Source organism: Streptomyces sp. CGMCC 4.7035, assembly GCF_031583065.1.
In the GTDB taxonomy this organism is placed as follows: Bacteria; Actinomycetota; Actinomycetes; order Streptomycetales; family Streptomycetaceae; genus Streptomyces; species Streptomyces yaanensis.
On record NZ_CP134053.1, the window covers coordinates 6999044 to 7016427 of the forward strand.

Annotated in this window: 16 protein-coding genes and 2 pseudogenes; 8 read left to right on the forward strand and 10 right to left on the reverse strand. The window is 69.8% G+C overall.

The genetic code is table 11. The features are described from left to right. Positions 1 to 144: 144 nt before the first annotated feature. Positions 145 to 618: a carboxymuconolactone decarboxylase family protein gene (locus Q2K21_RS30770; protein WP_310777570.1), complete on the reverse strand. Its 474-nt coding sequence runs from the start codon at positions 616 to 618 to the stop codon at positions 145 to 147. Between the two features lie 259 nt (positions 619 to 877). On the opposite strand from Q2K21_RS30770, the gene Q2K21_RS30775 reads away from it, so the two are divergent. After that, entirely contained in the window at positions 878 to 1180 is a 303-nt protein-coding gene (locus tag Q2K21_RS30775; RefSeq protein ID WP_310777573.1) for a hypothetical protein, read from the forward strand. A 182-nt stretch (positions 1181 to 1362) separates the two neighbouring features. Here Q2K21_RS30775 and Q2K21_RS30780 read toward each other — a convergent pair whose 3' ends face one another. From Q2K21_RS30780 to Q2K21_RS30790, 3 genes are all read right to left on the reverse strand, one after another. After that, entirely contained in the window at positions 1363 to 1824 is a 462-nt protein-coding gene (locus Q2K21_RS30780) for a hypothetical protein (RefSeq protein WP_310777575.1), read from the reverse strand. A gap of 163 nt (positions 1825 to 1987) precedes the next feature. Beyond that, positions 1988 to 3520 carry an MFS transporter gene (locus Q2K21_RS30785; RefSeq protein ID WP_310777577.1) on the reverse strand — a complete coding sequence of 511 codons (1533 nt, stop codon included), beginning with the start codon at positions 3518 to 3520 and terminating at the stop codon, positions 1988 to 1990. A 64-nt stretch (positions 3521 to 3584) separates the two neighbouring features. After that, positions 3585 to 4982: a DUF445 domain-containing protein gene (locus tag Q2K21_RS30790; RefSeq protein WP_310777580.1), complete on the reverse strand. Its 1398-nt coding sequence runs from the start codon at positions 4980 to 4982 to the stop codon at positions 3585 to 3587. A gap of 228 nt (positions 4983 to 5210) precedes the next feature. Here Q2K21_RS30790 and Q2K21_RS30795 point away from each other — a divergent pair, with 228 nt between their 5' ends. Next, a complete protein-coding gene (locus tag Q2K21_RS30795) occupies positions 5211 to 6485 on the forward strand; it encodes an SGNH/GDSL hydrolase family protein (RefSeq protein ID WP_310777582.1) in 1275 nt (424 codons plus the stop codon). Between the two features lie 108 nt (positions 6486 to 6593). Here the strand turns inward: Q2K21_RS30795 and Q2K21_RS30800 are convergent, their stop codons facing one another. After that, on the reverse strand, positions 6594 to 6995 hold the full coding sequence (locus tag Q2K21_RS30800; protein ID WP_310777585.1) for a MerR family transcriptional regulator: 402 nt from the start codon (positions 6993 to 6995) through the stop codon (positions 6594 to 6596). 120 nt (positions 6996 to 7115) lie between these two features. Between Q2K21_RS30800 and Q2K21_RS30805 the strand changes: the two genes are divergently transcribed. Then, entirely contained in the window at positions 7116 to 7832 is a 717-nt protein-coding gene (locus tag Q2K21_RS30805) for an SDR family oxidoreductase (protein ID WP_310777587.1), read from the forward strand. 160 nt (positions 7833 to 7992) lie between these two features. Here Q2K21_RS30805 and Q2K21_RS30810 read toward each other — a convergent pair. The 4 genes and pseudogenes from Q2K21_RS30810 to Q2K21_RS30825 all read right to left on the reverse strand — a co-directional run bounded on the left by Q2K21_RS30810 (position 7993) and on the right by Q2K21_RS30825 (position 11805). Beyond that, a pseudogene (locus tag Q2K21_RS30810) lies at positions 7993 to 8803 on the reverse strand (DUF1707 SHOCT-like domain-containing protein). 92 nt (positions 8804 to 8895) lie between these two features. Next, positions 8896 to 9915, reverse strand: a complete 1020-nt coding sequence (locus Q2K21_RS30815) for an ABC transporter ATP-binding protein (RefSeq protein ID WP_386276646.1) — start codon at positions 9913 to 9915, stop codon at positions 8896 to 8898. Between the two features lie 53 nt (positions 9916 to 9968). Continuing rightward, positions 9969 to 10781 (reverse strand): annotated as a pseudogene (locus Q2K21_RS30820) (ABC transporter permease); the annotation flags it as partial. 223 nt (positions 10782 to 11004) lie between these two features. After that, positions 11005 to 11805 (reverse strand): ABC transporter permease, encoded by an 801-nt coding sequence (locus tag Q2K21_RS30825; RefSeq protein ID WP_310777592.1) that lies wholly within the window; start codon positions 11803 to 11805, stop codon positions 11005 to 11007. Between the two features lie 205 nt (positions 11806 to 12010). Between Q2K21_RS30825 and Q2K21_RS30830 the strand changes: the two genes are divergently transcribed. Further along, a complete protein-coding gene (locus Q2K21_RS30830) occupies positions 12011 to 14455 on the forward strand; it encodes a transglycosylase domain-containing protein (RefSeq protein ID WP_310777595.1) in 2445 nt (814 codons plus the stop codon). Between the two features lie 104 nt (positions 14456 to 14559). On the opposite strand, the gene bcp is transcribed toward Q2K21_RS30830, so the two are convergent. Further along, entirely contained in the window at positions 14560 to 15027 is a 468-nt protein-coding gene (bcp, locus tag Q2K21_RS30835) for a thioredoxin-dependent thiol peroxidase (RefSeq protein ID WP_310777597.1), read from the reverse strand. A 174-nt stretch (positions 15028 to 15201) separates the two neighbouring features. Between bcp and Q2K21_RS30840 the strand changes: the two genes are divergently transcribed. From Q2K21_RS30840 to Q2K21_RS30855, 4 genes are all read left to right on the forward strand, one after another. Then, entirely contained in the window at positions 15202 to 15540 is a 339-nt protein-coding gene (locus Q2K21_RS30840; protein WP_310777600.1) for a DUF3618 domain-containing protein, read from the forward strand. A 43-nt stretch (positions 15541 to 15583) separates the two neighbouring features. After that, on the forward strand, positions 15584 to 15925 hold the full coding sequence (locus tag Q2K21_RS30845) for a GroES family chaperonin (RefSeq protein WP_043440554.1): 342 nt from the start codon (positions 15584 to 15586) through the stop codon (positions 15923 to 15925). 131 nt (positions 15926 to 16056) lie between these two features. After that, positions 16057 to 16710 carry an HNH endonuclease signature motif containing protein gene (locus Q2K21_RS30850; protein ID WP_310777606.1) on the forward strand — a complete coding sequence of 218 codons (654 nt, stop codon included), beginning with the start codon at positions 16057 to 16059 and terminating at the stop codon, positions 16708 to 16710. Further along, positions 16707 to 17369, forward strand: a complete 663-nt coding sequence (locus Q2K21_RS30855; RefSeq protein ID WP_310777609.1) for an HNH endonuclease — start codon at positions 16707 to 16709, stop codon at positions 17367 to 17369. The genes Q2K21_RS30850 and Q2K21_RS30855 overlap by 4 nt, the downstream gene beginning before the upstream one ends. The last annotated feature ends 15 nt before the right edge of the window (positions 17370 to 17384 follow it).

A 17384-nucleotide genomic window follows, 5' to 3' on the forward strand; every position in this document is an offset into this window, starting at 1 on the left:
CCGGGCCCTGCGCTCGGCGCTGAGCGCTGGGTGCTCGGCGCTGGGCGCTGGGCGCTGGGCGCTGGGTGCTGGGTGCTGGGCGCTCGCCGTTCGGCGCCGGCCGAACCGGCTCGACCAGCAGTGGCCGGCAGTGGCCGGCAGTGGTCAGCCGAACTGGCCCGGCTGGTAGTCGCCGGCGGGCTGCTGGATGATCACGTTCATGCGGTTGTAGGCGTTGATGAGGGCGATGAGGGAGACCAGCGCGGCGAGCTGGTCCTCGTCGTAGTACTTGGCGGCGTTCGCCCAGGCCTCGTCCGTGACACCGCCGGCGGCGTCGGCGATGCGGGTTCCCTGCTCGGTCACTTCCAGGGCGGCCCGCTCGGCCTCGGTGAAGACCTTGGCCTCCCTCCAGGCCGCGATCAGGTTGAGGCGCAGCGAGGTCTCCCCGGCGTGCGCGGCGTCCTTGGTGTGCATGTCGGTGCAGAAACCGCAGCCGTTGATCTGGCTGGCGCGGATCTTCACCAGCTCCTGCGTCGCGGCCGGCAGCGTCGAGTCCGAGATGACCTTGCCCGCCGAGTTGATGTACTTCGCGAACTTCATCGCGACGGAGTTGCCGTAGAAGTTGAGACGAGCGTCCATGGTGATCTCCCTGCCGTGTTCGACGGTTACACAGCACTGACGGACCGGACCCGGTGCGATGTGACAGCCGTACGGGCCAGATCGATGTGACCTGCGCCACTTCCTGCGGGTCTGGCGAGCATCGACTTACGTCAGGCTCACGTCGGGCTCACGTCGGGCTCGCGTCAGGCGCTCGACCCCGGCGCACTCGCGCCCCCACGGGCGGAGTTAGCCTCGTTTCACCGTGGTCCACAGACACACCAGCAGGAGGCAGACAGCGATGGCGAAGGTTCCTACGGCACTGGTGGCCGCGAGTGGGCTCGTCGGCGGGTACGGGGTCGCCCGCTGGAGCAAGAAGCGGCAGCTCGGCGGGGCCGTCCTCGCCGTCGCGGGCGCCGCAGCCGCACAGCAGTGGCGCAAGCAGGCCGGCGGTGTGGCGGCCGGGGCCCTGACCGCCGGCTACGTCGCCGCGTTCGCCGGGTCGCATCCGCTGGCCAAGAAGGTGGGCGCCTGGCCCGCCGTGTTCGGGGTGGCCGGAGCCGTCGCCCTCGCCTCGTGGGCCGTGGCCGACCGGCGCGGCTAGCGCTCCGCGCGGAGTCCGTCCGGTATCCCACCTGCGGGTGCGTCGTGGCTGGTCGCTCCCCCAAGTTCTCGGCTTCGCTCGAACAGGGGGGACCCCCATCGCGGCGGAGCCGCACATAGATACAGCCCCGCGCCCCTTTGGGGCGCCGCGAACCGCCCGCTTGGCAGCGGTCCGCGAGCGGCTCACAGCGGGTTCATGAGCGTCAGGTCGTCCTCCTTCGCCCACTCCCCCCGGAACGCCCGCGCCACACCGGCCGCCACCAGTACTCCCGCCGCGATCAGCAGCGTGAAGAAGCCCCAGGCCAGGGGCCAGAGGCCGGGCAGGTCCGGCTCCGGGTGCGTGCGGAACGAGATGTGCATCAGCGCCGCGGGCGGTGCCGCCACCAGGAGCAGGGGCCAGCCGAGGTCGTCCCAGTGGCCGAAGTAGGCCGCCAGGAGCAGCAGGACCAGCGCGAGGAGGAGGACACCGATGCCCGTCACCGGGGTCGTCTCCTGGGTGGTCGTGGGTGTCGCGGGACGGTTGCGCAGGTCCCAGGGCATGAACAGCAGGTACGCCGCGGCCGCGAGGGCGGCGCCGAGCAGGCGGATCAGCCAGCGCTCGGGCCAGCGGCGCGTTCGCATGGGGCGGAGCAGCTTCTCGGTCATGCGTACGAGGGTTCCCGCGGAGCGGCGGAGTCGGCAGAGTACGGATACTCATATCGCCCGTACTCATATCGGCCGCGAACCTCGACGCTCGTATCGGCCGCGAACCTCGACGCTCGTATCGGCCGCGAACCTCGACGCTCATATCGGCCGCGAACCTCGACGCTCATATCGGCCATGAACCTCGACGGCCCGCCGAGCCTGGGAACCCCCCGGAAGTCGGCCGCTGGGGCGTCGCCTCCGCCTCCACCGCCGCGGCCGTCAGCGGGCGGGCGACGTCCTCCAGCGGCCGCCGTTCCGCGCGTACCGCGAGCAGCGCCGCGACCAGCCCCGCCGCGCACATCAGGGCCGCGCCGATCCGGAAGGCGAGGACCGTGTCGCCGACGTGGCCGGTGTTCGTGAGGTCCGCGAACAGGAGCGGGCCGGCGATGCCGCCGGCCGCGGTGCCGAGGGCGTAGAAGAAGGCGATGGACATGGCCCGCGTCTCCATCGGGAACACCTCGGAGACCGTCAGGTACGCGCTGGAGGCGCCCGCCGAGGCGAAGAACAGCACCGCGCACCAGCACGCCGTGAGCGTGCCCGCGCTGAGCGAGCCGCGGTCGAACAGCCAGGCCGTGCCGAACAGGAGCAGGCCCGAGAGCAGATACGTCGACGAGATCATCACCCGGCGGCCGACCGTGTCGAAGAGCTTCCCGAGCAGCAGCGGGCCGAGGAAGTTCCCGATGGCGATGACGGCGAAGTAGTAGCCGGTGGCGCCGGTGGGGACGTCGAAGAACGTGGTCAGGATCGCGCCGAAGCCGAAGGTGATCGCGTTGTAGAGGAAGGCCTGGCCGATGAAGAGGGAGAAGCCGAGCACGGCGCGCTTGCGGTAGTGGGAGAAGACCGTACGGGCGATGGTGGCGAAGCCGATGCTCTTGCGCTGGTGGATGGTGATCTCGGCGTCGGGCCGCGGCAGCGGCTTGCCCTTCTCGGCCTCCACTTGTCGTTCGATCGCGGACACCACCCGTTCCGCCTCCTGTTCGCGGCCGTGGATCAGCAGCCAGCGCGGGCTTTCGGGGACGTTGCGCCGTACGAGGAGGATCACCAGGCCGAGGACGACGCCCAGGGCGAACGTCAGCCGCCAGCCCAGGTCCTTGGGCAGAAGGTCCGTGTTCAGCGCGACGATCGACAACAGTGCGCCGCCGACCGCGCCCACCCAGAAGCTGCCGTTGATGATCAGGTCGACGCGGCCGCGGTAGTGCGCCGGGATGAGCTCGTCGATCGCGGAGTTGATGGCCGCGTACTCGCCGCCGATGCCGAAGCCGGTCAGGAAGCGGAAGAGGAAGAACCACCAGGTGGAGAAGGAGACCGCCGTCAGGGCGGTGGCGCTCAGATAGACCGCGAGGGTGATCATGAAGAGTTTCTTGCGGCCGAAGCGGTCGGTGAGGTGGCCCCAGAAGAGGGCGCCGGAGCAGGCGCCCGCCACATACAGCGCGGCCGCGATGCCGGTGACCTGGCCGGAGGTGATCGCCAGGCCGCTGCCGGGCTCCGACAGGCGGCCGGCGATGTTGCCGACGACCGTGACCTCCAGGCCGTCCAGGATCCAGACGGTGCCGAGTCCGACCACGATCGTCCAGTGCCAGCGCGACCAGGGCAGACGGTCGAGACGAGCGGGGATCGCGGTGGTGACCGTGCGGGTCCCGGGCGCGGTGAAGGACATGGCTTCCTCCTCGGGCGGCGTGGGATGACGCCGCACCCGGCCCGGGTGCCCGTTCGGCGGCCGGTTACGCGCCCAGAATCCGCGACACCGTGTAGATCAGCAAGCCGGCCAGCGAACCCACCACCGTGCCGTTGATCCGGATGAACTGGAGGTCGCGGCCGATGTTCGCCTCGATCTTCCGGGTGGTGTGCTCGGCGTCCCAGCTCGCGACCGTGTCCGTGATCAGGGAGGTGATCTCCTTGCGGTACGTGGTCACGATGTGCACCGCCGCACCCTCCACCCACCGGTCCACCTTGGCCTGCGTCTTCGACTCGGTGGCCATCCGGGCGCCCAGCGAGAGCAGCGACGCCCGCACACGCAGCCGCAGCTCGCTGCGCTCGTCCTCGGCGGCCGAGACGATCATGGATCGTACGGCCGTCCAGGCGGAGGCGATCAGGTCCTGGACCTCGCCGCGGCCCAGCACCTCGCCCTTGAGCCGTTCCACGCGCGCACGCGTGTCGGTGTCGGACTGGAGGTCGCCGGCGAAGTCGGCGAGGAACCGGTCGAGCGCGCCGCGCGCCGGGTGAGCGGGCGCGTCGCGCATCTCGGTGACGAAGCGGAGCAGCTCCTTGTAGACGCGTTCACCGACCTTCTTGTCGACGAAGCGGGGGGTCCAGCCGGGGGCGCCGCCCTGGATGGCGTCCATGATCTGTTCGTCGTTCAGGACGAGCCAGTCGTGCGCACGGATGCAGATCAGGTCGACGATGCGTCTGTGGCCGCCGTCCGCGACGACCTTCTCCAGCATCTTGCCCATGCCGGGCGCGATCTCCTGGGCGTCGGCGCGGCGGGTGATGGCCTCGCCGACCACCGCCTGCACGTCCGAGTCGCGCAGGACCGTCAGTGCGCCTCTCAGGGCCGTCGCCAGTTCGGCCGTCACCCGGTCGGCGTGCTCCGGATCGGCGAGCCAGGCACCCAGGCGGCTGGATATGCCGACGGCGCGCAGGCGCTGCCGTACGACCTCTTCGGACAGGAAGTTCTCGCCGACGAATTCGCCGAGGGAGACACCCAGCTGGTCCTTCTTGGTGGGGATGATCGCGGTGTGCGGGATGGGTAGGCCGAGCGGGTGGCGGAAGAGCGCGGTGACCGCGAACCAGTCGGCGAGCGCACCGACCATGCCGGCCTCGGCCGCCGCCGCCACATAACCGGACCAGGGGCCCGCGCCCGAGTTCTGCGCCCATTTGGCGAGGACGTAGACGAGCGCGACGAACAGCAGCAGCCCGGTCGCCGTGCCCTTCATCCGGCGTACGCCCCGGCGCTTCTCCTCGTCGGCGGGGCTGAAGGAGGTCATGGCACGACTGGACATGGCCGCGGCCGCCTGCTCGGTGGCCGGGGTCGCGGAGGCGCCGGAGCGGGCAAGCTGCCCCACGGCGCGCTCTTCTTCCGGTTTCGTACGGTCCATTTCTTCCGGTTTCGTGCTGTCCATCCACTCCACCCGTCCGCGATCCCCCGTACACATTGTCCCTTCCTGACCGACTCCTGGAACGGAACGGGAGTTCCCGGCGTCTGTGTGAGGGTGTCCCCCACAAGGTCCACAAGGCCCGCGAAGCCTGCGCGGCCTGCGAGGTCTGCAACCTCTACAAGCTCTGCAAGGTCCACAAGCGCCACGAGGTCCGGCGCCCTGCTCTCCTCGATCGTCGCTGTGATCGTGGCCGTGTCCGCCGCCCTCTACTTCGGTGTCGCCGCCGTCGACGGCGGCAGCCACAGCAGCCTCGGCGCCGGCCATCCCCTCCGGCCGGGCTCCGCCGCACCCGCCTCCACCGGAACCTGGGTCGGGACCTGGTCGGCCTCGCCCTCCGGGGCCGAGCCCGGCACCGGGGCGGACGGAATGGCGGGGCGGTCCGTGCGCAACGTCGTCCACGTGGGTGTCGGCGGTACGAGTGCCCGCGTCACGCTCTCCAATCTCTACGGCCGGCAGCCGCTGACCCTCACGCACGCCTCGATCGCGGTCGCCGCCACGGCGGGCGACGCGGGCACGGGCGCGGCCGCCGTCGCCGGCACCATGCGCCGCCTCACTTTCGGCGGTGCCGTCCCGGTCGTCATACCCTCCGGCGGACAGGTGGTCAGCGACGCGGTGCGCATCGCCGTCCCGCACGACTCCGACATGCTCGTGACCACGTACTCCCCCACCTCGTCGGGCCCAGTCACCTACCACCGGTACGCGCGCCAGATCTCCTACCTCGCCCAGGGCGACCGCACGGAGGACGTGAGCGGCGCCGCCTACACCGAGCGGACCGGCCACTGGCGCTATCTGACCGCGCTCGACGTGCTGAGCGACGACTCGGTCGGCACCGTCGTCGCGTTCGGCGACTCGATCACGGACGGCGCCACCTCCACCGTGGGCGCCGACCGCCGCTGGACGGACATCCTTTCGGACCGGCTGCGCGCGGCGGCCGGATCCGACGACGTGCCCCGCTACAGCGTCGTCAACCAGGGCATCAGCGGCAACCGGGTCCTGGCGAGCGGCCCCGGACGGCCCGCCGACAACCAGAGCGGTCTGTCCCGCTTCCACCGCGATGTGCTGGGCCGTACGAACGTCAAGGCCGTCATCATCGACCTCGGCATCAACGACACCGGGCGCGCGGATGCGGACCGGATCACGGCGGGGCTGCGCACCCTCGTCCGCGAGGCGCACGCGCGCGGCCTCAAGGTCGTCGGCGCGACGCTGACGCCGTTCAAGGGCTACCGCGGCTACCGGGCCGACCGCGAGCAGGCGCGGCAGGCCGTCAACGCGCAGATCCGCGCGGGCACGGTCTACGACGAGGTCGTCGACTTCGACAAGGCGTTGCGCGATCCGTACGACCCGCGCCGGCTGCGCTCCGACTACGACTCGGGCGACCATCTCCACCCCAATGACAGGGGCTTCCGCGAGATGGCGGAGGTCTTCGACCTGACCTCGCTGAAGGGGGCGGCACCGGCCCGGCTGTGACGGCGGGCGGGCGGCACGAGTACTGGCCAGTGGCTTGTCACGCAGCGTCTCTGGAACTCCTCGGGTGCGAAGTGGTGCGAAGCTGGAGGCGCGGATGATTCATCGGCGTCAGGCTGAGGCGGATTCTCGGGCCGCCGCCTGGTCGAGCGAAGCCGGGCATGGCTGCGTGCCCGGGTGCGTGGCGAGATCGATCAGTACATCGAGTCGGCGGCCCGCTTCCTGCAACTCGGCGACCTTCACCGCGATACGGGCGCGCTCGTCGAGCAAGCGCTCCAGCAACCCCGGGCCGACGTAGCGGGCGTCGATGGCGGGCAGGAGGGTTGCGATCAGACGGCTGCCGAGACCGGCAGTGTAGAGCTGCTGGATGAGCCCCACACGGTCCACGGCCGCCTCCGGGTAGACGCGCTGACCGCTGGCCGTGCGCTGGGGACACAGAAGGCCCTGCTCCTCGTAGTAGCGCAGGGCACGCGTGCTGACTCCGGCCTTTTCGGCCAGTTCGCCGATGCGCATCCGACTCCTCCTGCTTGTGCTGTCGCCCGTCACGACTTGCCCTTCACGTCAACGTCAAGTTTTAGCGTAGGCGGCACAGGGCGGACACGTATCCTCCACCGCCCACCGAAAGGAAAGAACATGGACATTTCCGGTTCCACCGCGCTCGTGACCGGAGCCAATCGAGGGATCGGTCGGCGCTTCGTCGATCAACTGCTGGCCCGGGGAGCCAAGAAGGTCTACGCCACGGCTCGGCGCCCGGAGCTGATCGACACGTCCGACTCGCGGGTCGTGCCGCTGTACCTGGACTTGCTGGACGAGAAGTCGATCGTGGACGCCGCCGCAGCAGCGCAGGACGTCACGCTGCTGGTCAACAACGCCGGCATCGCGACCGGGGCCAACCTCGTGACCGACGACCTGGACACGATCCGGCAGGACCTGGAAACCCACCTTTTCGGCACGCTCCGGGTCATTCGCGCCTTCGCTCCAGCCCTCGCCTCCAACGGCGGAGGAGCGATCGTGAACATCCTCTCCGTGCTTTCGTGGGTGGCCACCGCCGAAGGCTCGGGCTCGTACTCGGTGGCCAAGGCCGCGGAGTGGAACATGACCAACGGCGTGCGCCTTGAGCTCGCCGGTCAGAAGACCCTCGTCCAGGGCGTGCATCTGGGGGCCGCGGACACCGACATGATGGCGGGACGCGACGCCCCCAAGATCGACCCGACGGACGTCGCACGAGCCAGCCTCGACGGCGTGCAGGCCGGGGCCATCGAGGTGCTGGTCGACGACCCCAGTCGCTTCGTCAAGGCCGCCCTCTCGGGCGACCCTGCGCAGCTCTACAGCCCTGCGTCCGGGAACTGACCCCTTCCCGGCGCGCCCAGATCGCGGCGCCCGTTCTTGCCCTGCGCTGATCGGGACTTGCTTCGGGCGTCCCCCGCTCCATCTTGGGCCCAGTGCCCCGTCTGGCCCTGGCGGACATCCGGGCCCCTGAGCGACTGATCGGTGCCGTCCGTACCGCCGGTCAGTACTCGCCGCCCCGCCGCCGGTCCCGCTCCTCGCGGCGGGCCTCCCGGCGCTCGCGCTGGAGCTCGCGGCGCTCCTCGTGGCGCTCCCTGCGCTCCTCGTGCCGCTCGCGCATCAGGTCGTGGTGCCCGTCCAGCATCTTGCGGTGGGCCTCCTCCACCTCCTCGCGGAACGACGAGTGCAGCTCCTTGCGGGCGGCCTTGCGGTCCAGCTTCTCCTGGCGGCGCTCCTCCTTCAGCCGCTGCCGCTCGGCCCGGGTGAGCTTGCGCTCGACGCCCACCCCGCCCCAGAACGCGAACCCGGTGACGATCACGCGCGGTGCGCCCGGCTCCCCCGGCACGCCCTCCTCGCGCTGGTCGAACCCGCCCATGATCCCGATGCCGCGCACGACCACCTCGACACCGGGCGGCACGATGACGTTCATCCCGCCCATGATCGCGACGCAGTTGATCTCGACCTCGCGGTCCGCGAAGTTCGCCTCCCGCAGGTCGATCTCACCGCCGCCCCAGAAGGCGAAGCAGTTGAACCGTTTCGGCACCGTCCAGCGCCCCTTGCGCTGGAACCCCGACATGACGGCAACGGCCCACGCCGACGAGCCCCCGCCGCCGACGATCCGACCCGCCCAACTCCCGCTCTCAACAGGCTCCTTGACCAGCGACACCACCGGAGGAGTGACGCCCGCCGTCGGCAAGTCCCGGGTGATGGGCGCCAGTTCGCCGTACGTCCGCGCCTTGTACGTGGCCTCCAGCACCCTCGGCGACTCGTTCACGATCGGCATCGGAAGCCCGGAGTTCCGGGACGGGGGGCATGGGCGCCCGCGGCGTCGGCCGCTGATCGTCGCTTCCCCCAGAAGACACGGCGTCGGTCATGACAGCAGCCTACGAGTTCGTGGAGCGGGGGGCTACGAGACCGCGCGCTCCGCCTGCCCCGCGTACATCTTGGCGATCACCGCCTCGATGTCCGGCTCCCGTACCGAAAGATCCACCAGCGGATACTCCGCCGCGATCCGCGCCACCAGCGGAGCCGCCGACTCCGACGCCGGGAAGGCGAGCCACTGCCGCGGCCCCTCGACCCGCACCACGCGCGCGGACGGCACCTGGATCGGGGGCAGTTCACGCTCCAGGTCGACGACGAGGGTGCGCTCGCTGTCGCCCACCTCGTGCAGCCCGGCGAGCGGGCCGTCGTACATCAGGCGTCCGTGGTCGATGACCATCACCCGGGAGCACAACTGCTCGATGTCCTGGAGGTCGTGGGTGGTCAGCAGCACGGTCGTGCCGCGCTCGGCGTTCAGGTCACGCAGGAAGTCCCGGACCTTGGCCTTGGAGATGACGTCGAGGCCGATCGTCGGCTCGTCCAGGTACAGCACCTCAGGGTCGTGCAGCAGGGCCGCCGCGATGTCGCCCCGCATCCGCTGCCCCAGCGACAGCTGCCGCACCGGGACGTCCAACAGACCGTCCAGTTCGAGAAGTTCGACGCAGCGATCGAGGTTCTCGCGATAACGGACGTCCGGGATGCGGTACATGCGGTGCATCAGCCGGTACGAGTCGATCAACGGGAGGTCCCACCACAGGGTCGTGCGCTGTCCGAACACCACCCCGATGCGCTGCGCGAGCCGCGTCCGCTCGCGGGAGGGGTCGATCCCGGCGACCCGCACCCGGCCGCCGCTCGGCGTCAGGATCCCGGTCAGCATCTTGATCGTGGTGGACTTCCCGGCACCGTTCGGGCCGATGTAGCCGACCATCTCGCCGCGCGCCACGGTGAAGGAGATCGAGTCGACGGCCCGCACCTGCCGCCGCTCGCTCTTCAGGAAACCGGTCTTCTTGCGCACGTCGAAGACCTTTTCGACCTGCTCCAGCTCGATGAAGCCACTGTTCACAGAGCCACTGGCCACGGAGCCACTGTCCATAGAGCCGTTACCCATAGAGCCGTTACCCATAGAGCCGCTATCCATAGAGCCGCTGTCCATTGAGCCCCTCAGTTCCCCGTACTCCGGTACGAACGCAGTCCCGCACGCCAGGCCAGCCCCGCCAGGGCGCAGCAGCCCGCCGCCACCAACGGCGGGGCGAAGGCCACCCACGTCGGCAGGTCCAGCGGATACGGCCGCCCCAGCACGTACAGCGCGGGCAGCCAGTTGACGAAGGCGAGCGGCAGCACGAAGGTCACCCCGCGCACCAGCTCCTTCGCGAAGACGCTCGGCGGGTACTGGAGCAGTGTCTGACCGCCGTACGTGAAGGAGTTCTGCACCTCGGAGGCGTCCTGCGCGACGAACTGGAAGGCCCCGCCCGCCACGAACACCGCGCAGAAGATCGCCGCGCCGCTCAGCAGCGCCATCGGGACCATCAGCACCTTCAGCGGGGTCCAGGCGACGTCCAGTGCGCCGAAGGCGTATCCGAGGACCAGTACGCCCTGGGTGATCCGGCCGATGCGGCGCAGCGCGAAACGGTCCGCGGCGACCTGCGCGAGCACGGGCACCGGGCGGACCAGCAGCGTGTCCAGCGTGCCGTCGCGCACCCGCCGCCCCAGCCGGTCCATGGAGCCGAGCGCGAGGTCCGCGAAGCCGAAGGCGGTGGCGGACAGGCCGTACAGGAAGGCGACCTCGGGCAGGCGGTAGCCGCCGAGCACGTCGACCCGCGAGAACATCAGCATGATCGCGACGAAGTCGAGCGCGGTGCCGGCGAAGTTGCCGAACGTGGTCATCGCGAAGGAGGCACGGTAGGCCATCGTGGAGCGGATCCACATGGCGGTGATCAGGCGGTAGGCGCGCAGCCCTTCCCGCACGCGCCCGTGTGCTCCCGTGCTTCCGAACGCCGAATCGCCCTCATACGGCCCGTCGCTCTCATGCGGCCTGTGGCTCTCGTACGGCCTGTCGCTCTCATACGGCCCGTCGCCCTCATACGGCCCGTCGCCCTCATACGGCCCGTCGCCCTCATACGGCCCGTCGCCCTCATACGGCCCGTCGCCCTCATACGACCTGTCGCCCTCATACGACCTGTCGCCCTCATGCGCCCGCTCACCCACCCTGCACCACCACCCGCCGTGTCGCCGCCGACTGCACCAGCCGCCCCAGGGCCAGCAGCGCGACCGCCCACGCGCCCTGGAAGGCGTACGTGGGCAGCGGGTCCGCCTCGCCGAGCAGCACGTCCACGGGGGCTTGGAGCAGGGCGGACCAGGGCAGCACCCGGACGACCTCGCCGAGCGTGCCGGGGAAGACGTTCAGCGGCAGCAGCATGCCTGAGCAGAAGATCGCCAGCAGCCAGGAGAGATTGGCGGCGCCCGCCCCGTCCAGCAGCCAGAACGCGCACAGCGCGACGAGGAAACGGATCGCGAAGCTCACCAGCACGCCGAACGCGACCGCGATCACGAAGGCGAGCCAGGGCAGCGGTCCGGTGGGCAGCGCGAGCGGGAAGACGAGCGCGCCGAACACCAGCGGAACCACCCCCCGGCCCAGCAGGTGGAACAGGGCGCGTCCCGCGTCCGAGGCCAGCCACCACAGCTGGAGATCGGCGGGCCGGTACAGATCGACGGCGATGTCGCCGGTACGGATGCGTTCGATCAGCTCGTCCTCGAAACCGCCGCCGAACACCGCCACCGTCATCAGCAGGCCCTGACTCACCCAGACGAAGGTCAACGCCTGTGCCTGGTCGTACCCCCCAAGGTGGGGCCGCTCGTGCCACAGGGCGAGGTAGGTGTACGCCAAGATCAATCCGAAGACCGTGTTGGTGAACACCCCCGCCGCGGTCGCGGTCCGGTACGTCGCGTACCGCCGGAAACCACCGGCGGCGACAGCGGCGTACAACCGCCCTGTCCTCACGGGAAACCACCCTCCTTGACGTGTGCCGGGCCGAAGCGCAGGAGCCTAACGCGCGGACGAAGTGGCGTTCCACACCTTTTTTCCGTACGACACGTCCTTCGTCCCGGGAACGGAACGCAAGGTGCGACAGTCTTCATCTGGGGGCGCAGATGGCGTATGAGGGCGTACGGCGACGTACGACGCGAAACGGGAGTCCGGCACCACGATGAGCGACCAGCCGCAGCAGAGCAGCCAGGGCGGAGCGTCCGGAGAGCCGCAGCCCGCGGCGCACGAGGCGCTCCCCGGCGAGAAGCCGAAGCGGACCGGGCGCACGGGATGGCGCCAGCTGATCCCGACCTGGCGCATGGTGCTCGGCACCCTCGTGATCGGGGTCATGCTCCTGATGGGCCTCTTCGCACTGGGCTACTACCTGGTCAGGATCCCGGCGGCGAACGCGGCCGCGACCAAGCAGAGCAACATCTACCTGTACGCGGACGGCAGCGAGCTGGCCCGCGACGGCTCGGTCAACCGCGAGATCGTGCCGCTCGCCCAGATCTCCAAGAACGCCCAGCACGCGGCCCTCGCCGCCGAGGACCGCGACTTCTACTCCGAGTCCGCCGTCGACCCCCAGGCGATGATGCGCGCCGCCTGGAACACGGCCACCGGCAAGGGCAAGCAGTCCGGTTCGACCATCACCCAGCAGTACGTGAAGAACTACTACCTGGGGCAGGAGCAGACCGTCACCCGCAAGGTGAAGGAGTTCTTCATCGCGATCAAGCTGGACCGCGAGAAGAGCAAGGACGACATCCTGGAGGGCTACCTCAACACGAGCTACTTCGGCCGCAACGCCTACGGCATCCAGGCCGCCGCGCAGGCGTACTACGGCGTCGACGCGCAGGACCTCACGGCCGGCCAGGGCGCGTACCTCGCGGCGCTGCTGAACGCGCCGAGCGAATTCGACGTGATCGCGCACCCCGAGAACAAGGCGGCGGCCATGGCCCGCTGGAACTACGTCCTGGACGGCATGGTCACCAAGCACTGGCTGACCCCGGCCGAGCGGCAGCAGGTGAAGTGGCCCGCGCCCGGGCAGCAGGTCGTCGCGACCGGCATGTCCGGGCAGCGCGGCTACCTGGTCCAGGCGGTCAAGGACTACCTCACCAGCAACGACATCATCGACGAGGACACCCTGGCCGGCGGCGGCTACCGCATCACCACCACCCTCCAGAAGTCCAAGCAGGACGCCTTCGTCAAGGCCGTCGACGACCAGGTGATGAGCAAGCTCGACAAGAAGAACCGTGAGGCCGACCGCTACGTCCGCGCGGGCGGCGTCGCCATCGACCCGGCCACCGGCAAGGTCCTCGCGATGTACGGCGGCATCGACTACACCAAGCAGTACGTCAACAACGCGACGCGCCGCGACTACCAGGTGGGCTCCACGTTCAAGCCGTTCGTGTTCACCTCGGCCGTGCAGAACGGCTCCGAGACACAGGACAACGTCCCCATCACCCCGAACACGTTCTACGACGGCACGAACAAGCGCCCGGTGCGAGGCTGGCTCGGCGGCGCGTACGCGCCCGAGAACGAGGACAGCGTCTCCTACGGCCCGATCACGGTCCGTACGGCCACGGACAAGTCGGTGAACGCCGTGTACGCGCAGATGGCGGTGGACGTCGGACCGGGCAAGGTCAAGCAGACCGCGATCTCCCTCGGCGTGCCCTCGAACACGCCCGACCTCAACCCGTACCCGTCGATCGCCCTCGGCACGGCCACCGCGAGCGTCCTCGACATGGCGGAGGCGTACGCGACGCTCGCCAACCACGGAAAGCACGGCACGTACTCGCTGGTCGAGAAGATCTCCAAGGACGGCACCGAGGACGTGCCGCTGCCGCGGAAGGACATGAAGCAGGTGGTGACCCGCGAGGCGGCGGACACGACCACGGGGATACTCCAGAGCGTGGTGGACAACGGCACCGCGACGGCCGCGCAGGCCGCCGGCCGACCCGCGGCGGGCAAGACGGGCACGGCGGAGGAGGACCAGGCGGCCTGGTTCGCGGGCTACACCCCGGAACTGGCGACCGTGGTCTCGGTGATGGGCCAGGACCCGAGCACGGGCAAGCACAAGTCGCTGTACGGAGCGATGGGCCTGGACCGCGTCAACGGCGGCGGCGCGCCGGCGCAGATCTGGGCGCAGTTCACGCAGGCGGCGCTGAAGGGCAAGCCGGTCGGCGACTTCGACCTCCGCCTCCAGCAGGGCGCGGACGAGTTCGTGGAGCCCAGTACGGACCCCACGGAGCCGCAGACCGACGTCACCCCCACCGACCCCGAGGAAAACGGCGGCGTGACGGGTGACGAGACCGCCGAGGGCCAGAGCCAGGGGCAGACCGAGGGCCGGACGACCGGCGGCACCCCGGGAACGGGCGACCCGACGGACACGGGCGGCACCACCGACACCGGGGGCACGACCGGCGCCGGGGACACCACCGGGACCGGGGGGACGACCGACAGCGGCGGCACCACGGCCTCCGGAGGAACCACCGGAGCGGGCGGCTCGACGGGCACCGGAGGCACGACCGGGACCGGGGGGACGACCGGCACCGGGGGGACCACGGGGACGGGCGGCACGGCGGACGCCGGAGGCACGCTGGGTACGCAGGGCATGCGGCGGTCGTAGGCCCCTATCACCTTCTTGACCGGCCCCGCACGGGGCACGGCCCGCACCGGATCAAGATCAAGCCGGTGCGGGCCGTTCGTGTTTCGAGTACGGGCGGCGGGCGCTCAGATCCCCAGATCCTTGATGATCTTGGCCACGTGCCCCGTCGCCTTCACGTTGTACAGGGCGCGCTCGACCTTGCCCTCCTCGTCCACGACGACCGTGGAGCGGATGACGCCGACGACCGTCTTGCCGTACAGCTTCTTCTCACCGAAGGCGCCGTAAGCCTCCAGGACCTTCTTGTCGGGGTCGGCGAGAAGGGTGACCTTCAGGGACTCCTTCTCGCGGAACTTCGCGAGCTTCTCCGGCTTGTCGGGAGAGATGCCGATCACGTCGTAACCGGCGCCCGCGAGCACCTCCAGGTTGTCCGTGAAGTCGCACGCCTGCTTGGTGCAGCCCGGGGTCAGCGCGGCCGGATAGAAGTACACGATGACCTTGCGGCCCTGGTGGTCGGCCAGGGACACCTCGTTGCCGTCGGCGTCCGGCAGGGTGAAGGCGGGGGCGGTGTCGCCGGTCTGGAGTCGCTCGCTCATCGGTACCTCACGTGGCAAGGGGCGGGTTTACCCCGCCGAGCCTAATCTCCTCCGGGCCGTGACCCAGGGGTGCCGCGGGGTCCGTTCGGCGTGCTCGGCCGGAAGCTGACAGACTGTCGACCACAGAAGAGGAATTGCGCGGAACACGTCGCAAACGACCACGGAGGAAGCGCGGTGGCGGACACGTCGAGCACACCGGACACCAGGACTCCGGCGCAGATCGAGGCGGACATCAAGCGCCGCCGCGAAACACTGGCCGAGACGCTCGACGAGATCGGCGTCCGGGTGCACCCGAAGACGATCGTCGGCGACGCCAAGGCCAAGGTCGTCTCCAACATCGACCACACGTTCGGGCGCGCGTACGTCAGCGCCAACCGGGTCGTCAGCGAGGTGAAGGGGCAGCTGGTCACGGCGGACGGCGCGCCGCGTCTGGAGCGCATCGTCCCCGTGGCGCTGGTCGTGGTCGGGGTCGTGGGGCTGCTCGCCCTCGGCTCCCGGCGACGCAAGGGCTGACCCGGCCGCGCGCGAAGCCGTCGAAGGCAGGTAGGTTCGGGGCGTGAGCGAGAAGACCCACCACGACAAGTTGCCCATCCGGATGCTGCACGACCGCGTGCTCGTGCGGCAGGACGCCGCCGAGGGCGAGCGCCGCTCCGGCGGCGGCATCCTGATCCCCGCGACCGCGGCCGTCGGCCGACGCCTCGCCTGGGCCGAGGTCGTCGCGGTCGGACAGAACGTACGGACCGTGGAGCCGGGCGACCGGGTCCTGTACGACCCGGAGGACCGGGCCGAGGTCGAGGTGCGCGGGACCGCGTACGTCCTGATGCGCGAACGCGACCTGCACGCCGTGGCGGCGGACCGTTTCGAGGGGTCGGAGGACTCCACGGGCCTCTACCTGTAGATCACCCTGGAAGAGGGGCTGGTGACCGTCGTCACCGGCCCCTTTTGTCGTGCCTTTCCGTGACTGTCCGACCATCGGTTCGTTACTCCGTACGAGGCTGCGAACGCGCGGCCGAGAGCGGAGGGGAATCGATGGGGGTCAGCGCGTACACCAAGGAGCGCCTGGAGGAAGCGGTCAGGGCGTCACGGACGTTGTCGGAGGCGTTGGAGAGGCTGGGGGTGGATCCGAGGAGTTCCAGGCGGCGGTATGTGCTTGAGCGGATGAAAAAGCTGGGGGTGGATGTCTCACACTTCGAGCGCGAGGCGCCGCGCTGGACCAGGGAGGTGCTCCAAGCGGCGGTTTCGGCATCGACGAACATGTGCGAAGTGCTACGTCATCTCGGGCTTGAGGTCGTCGGCGGGCACCATACGCACATCAGCCGCCGAATCAAGGCATACGGCATCGACACCTCGCACTTTCAGGTACCGACCCGGCGAGGCAAGCCGTGGCGTCCACGGACACCGGAGGGCTTGCTCGTCGAGCAGCCGACCGCACATGCCCGGCGCATCCCGAGTGACCGGCTCAAGTGGGCGATGACCGCCCTGGGCGTCCAGGACCGATGTGCCCTCTGCGGTACGAAGGCAATCTGGCGAGGTTGTCCGCTCCCCCTAGAGGTCGATCACATCGACGGCAACTGGCGTGACAACCGCATCGAGAACCTCCGGTTCCTCTGCCCCAACTGCCATTCAACAACGGATAACTACCGCGGGCGCGGCAAAGGACGCGCCAGGGACGGCGCCGTATGAGCCGTGGGGTGCGGTACACCCGCGAGCGGTTGACCGAAGCTGCCGCGCAGTGTTCCGACATCGACGAGGTCATCGCGTTTCTCGGCACCCGGCCGTATGGCAATCTCCGCCGCCATCTCTACCGTCGCTTTGAGCACTTCGGGATCGACGTCTCCCACATGCCACGTCGGGGGCGGGCGCATGAGGCCCCCGCCAAACCGGCCGCCGACGAGCTGCGCCGCGCGGTCGAGGAGGCGACATCCATCGCCGGCGCTCTCCGCGCACTCGGGAAGGAACCCTATAGCGGCCATCTGCGCACTCTGTTCCACACGTGGGTGGCCCAGGACGGTCTCGACATCTCACACTTCCTGGGGCAGGCGCATCAGCGCGGGAAGCCGGGCGCGGTTCCTGTCAAGCGCCACGAGGACATCCTGGTCCAGCACGACGGCAAGCACCGGACCCGAACCCATCTGCTGCGTCGTGCACTCCGCGAAGTCGGTGTGCCTGAGGAGTGCGCCGAGTGCGGTGTCGGCCCTGAATGGCTCGGGAAGCCCATGACACTGGAGGTCGATCACATCAACGGGGACTGGAGAGACGACCGGCGTGACAACTTGCGCTTGCTGTGCCCCAACTGTCACGCAATCACAAGTACCTGGTGCAGAGGCGGGCGTCCCATGTAGACGAGCACCTCATCA

Coding starts and splice junctions, on each gene's coding strand:
- Q2K21_RS30770 (WP_310777570.1), bottom strand. CDS start 618: ATGGACGCTCGTCTCAACTTCTACGGCAACTCCGTCGCGATGAAGTTC.
- Q2K21_RS30775 (WP_310777573.1), top strand. CDS start 878: ATGGCGAAGGTTCCTACGGCACTGGTGGCCGCGAGTGGGCTCGTCGGC.
- Q2K21_RS30780 (WP_310777575.1), bottom strand. CDS start 1,824: ATGACCGAGAAGCTGCTCCGCCCCATGCGAACGCGCCGCTGGCCCGAG.
- Q2K21_RS30785 (WP_310777577.1), bottom strand. CDS start 3,520: ATGTCCTTCACCGCGCCCGGGACCCGCACGGTCACCACCGCGATCCCC.
- Q2K21_RS30790 (WP_310777580.1), bottom strand. CDS start 4,982: ATGGACAGCACGAAACCGGAAGAAATGGACCGTACGAAACCGGAAGAA.
- Q2K21_RS30800 (WP_310777585.1), bottom strand. CDS start 6,995: ATGCGCATCGGCGAACTGGCCGAAAAGGCCGGAGTCAGCACGCGTGCC.
- Q2K21_RS30805 (WP_310777587.1), top strand. CDS start 7,116: ATGGACATTTCCGGTTCCACCGCGCTCGTGACCGGAGCCAATCGAGGG.
- Q2K21_RS30815 (WP_386276646.1), bottom strand. CDS start 9,915: ATGGGTAACGGCTCTATGGACAGTGGCTCCGTGGCCAGTGGCTCTGTG.
- Q2K21_RS30830 (WP_310777595.1), top strand. CDS start 12,011: ATGAGCGACCAGCCGCAGCAGAGCAGCCAGGGCGGAGCGTCCGGAGAG.
- bcp (WP_310777597.1), bottom strand. CDS start 15,027: ATGAGCGAGCGACTCCAGACCGGCGACACCGCCCCCGCCTTCACCCTG.
- Q2K21_RS30850 (WP_310777606.1), top strand. CDS start 16,057: ATGGGGGTCAGCGCGTACACCAAGGAGCGCCTGGAGGAAGCGGTCAGG.
- Q2K21_RS30855 (WP_310777609.1), top strand. CDS start 16,707: ATGAGCCGTGGGGTGCGGTACACCCGCGAGCGGTTGACCGAAGCTGCC.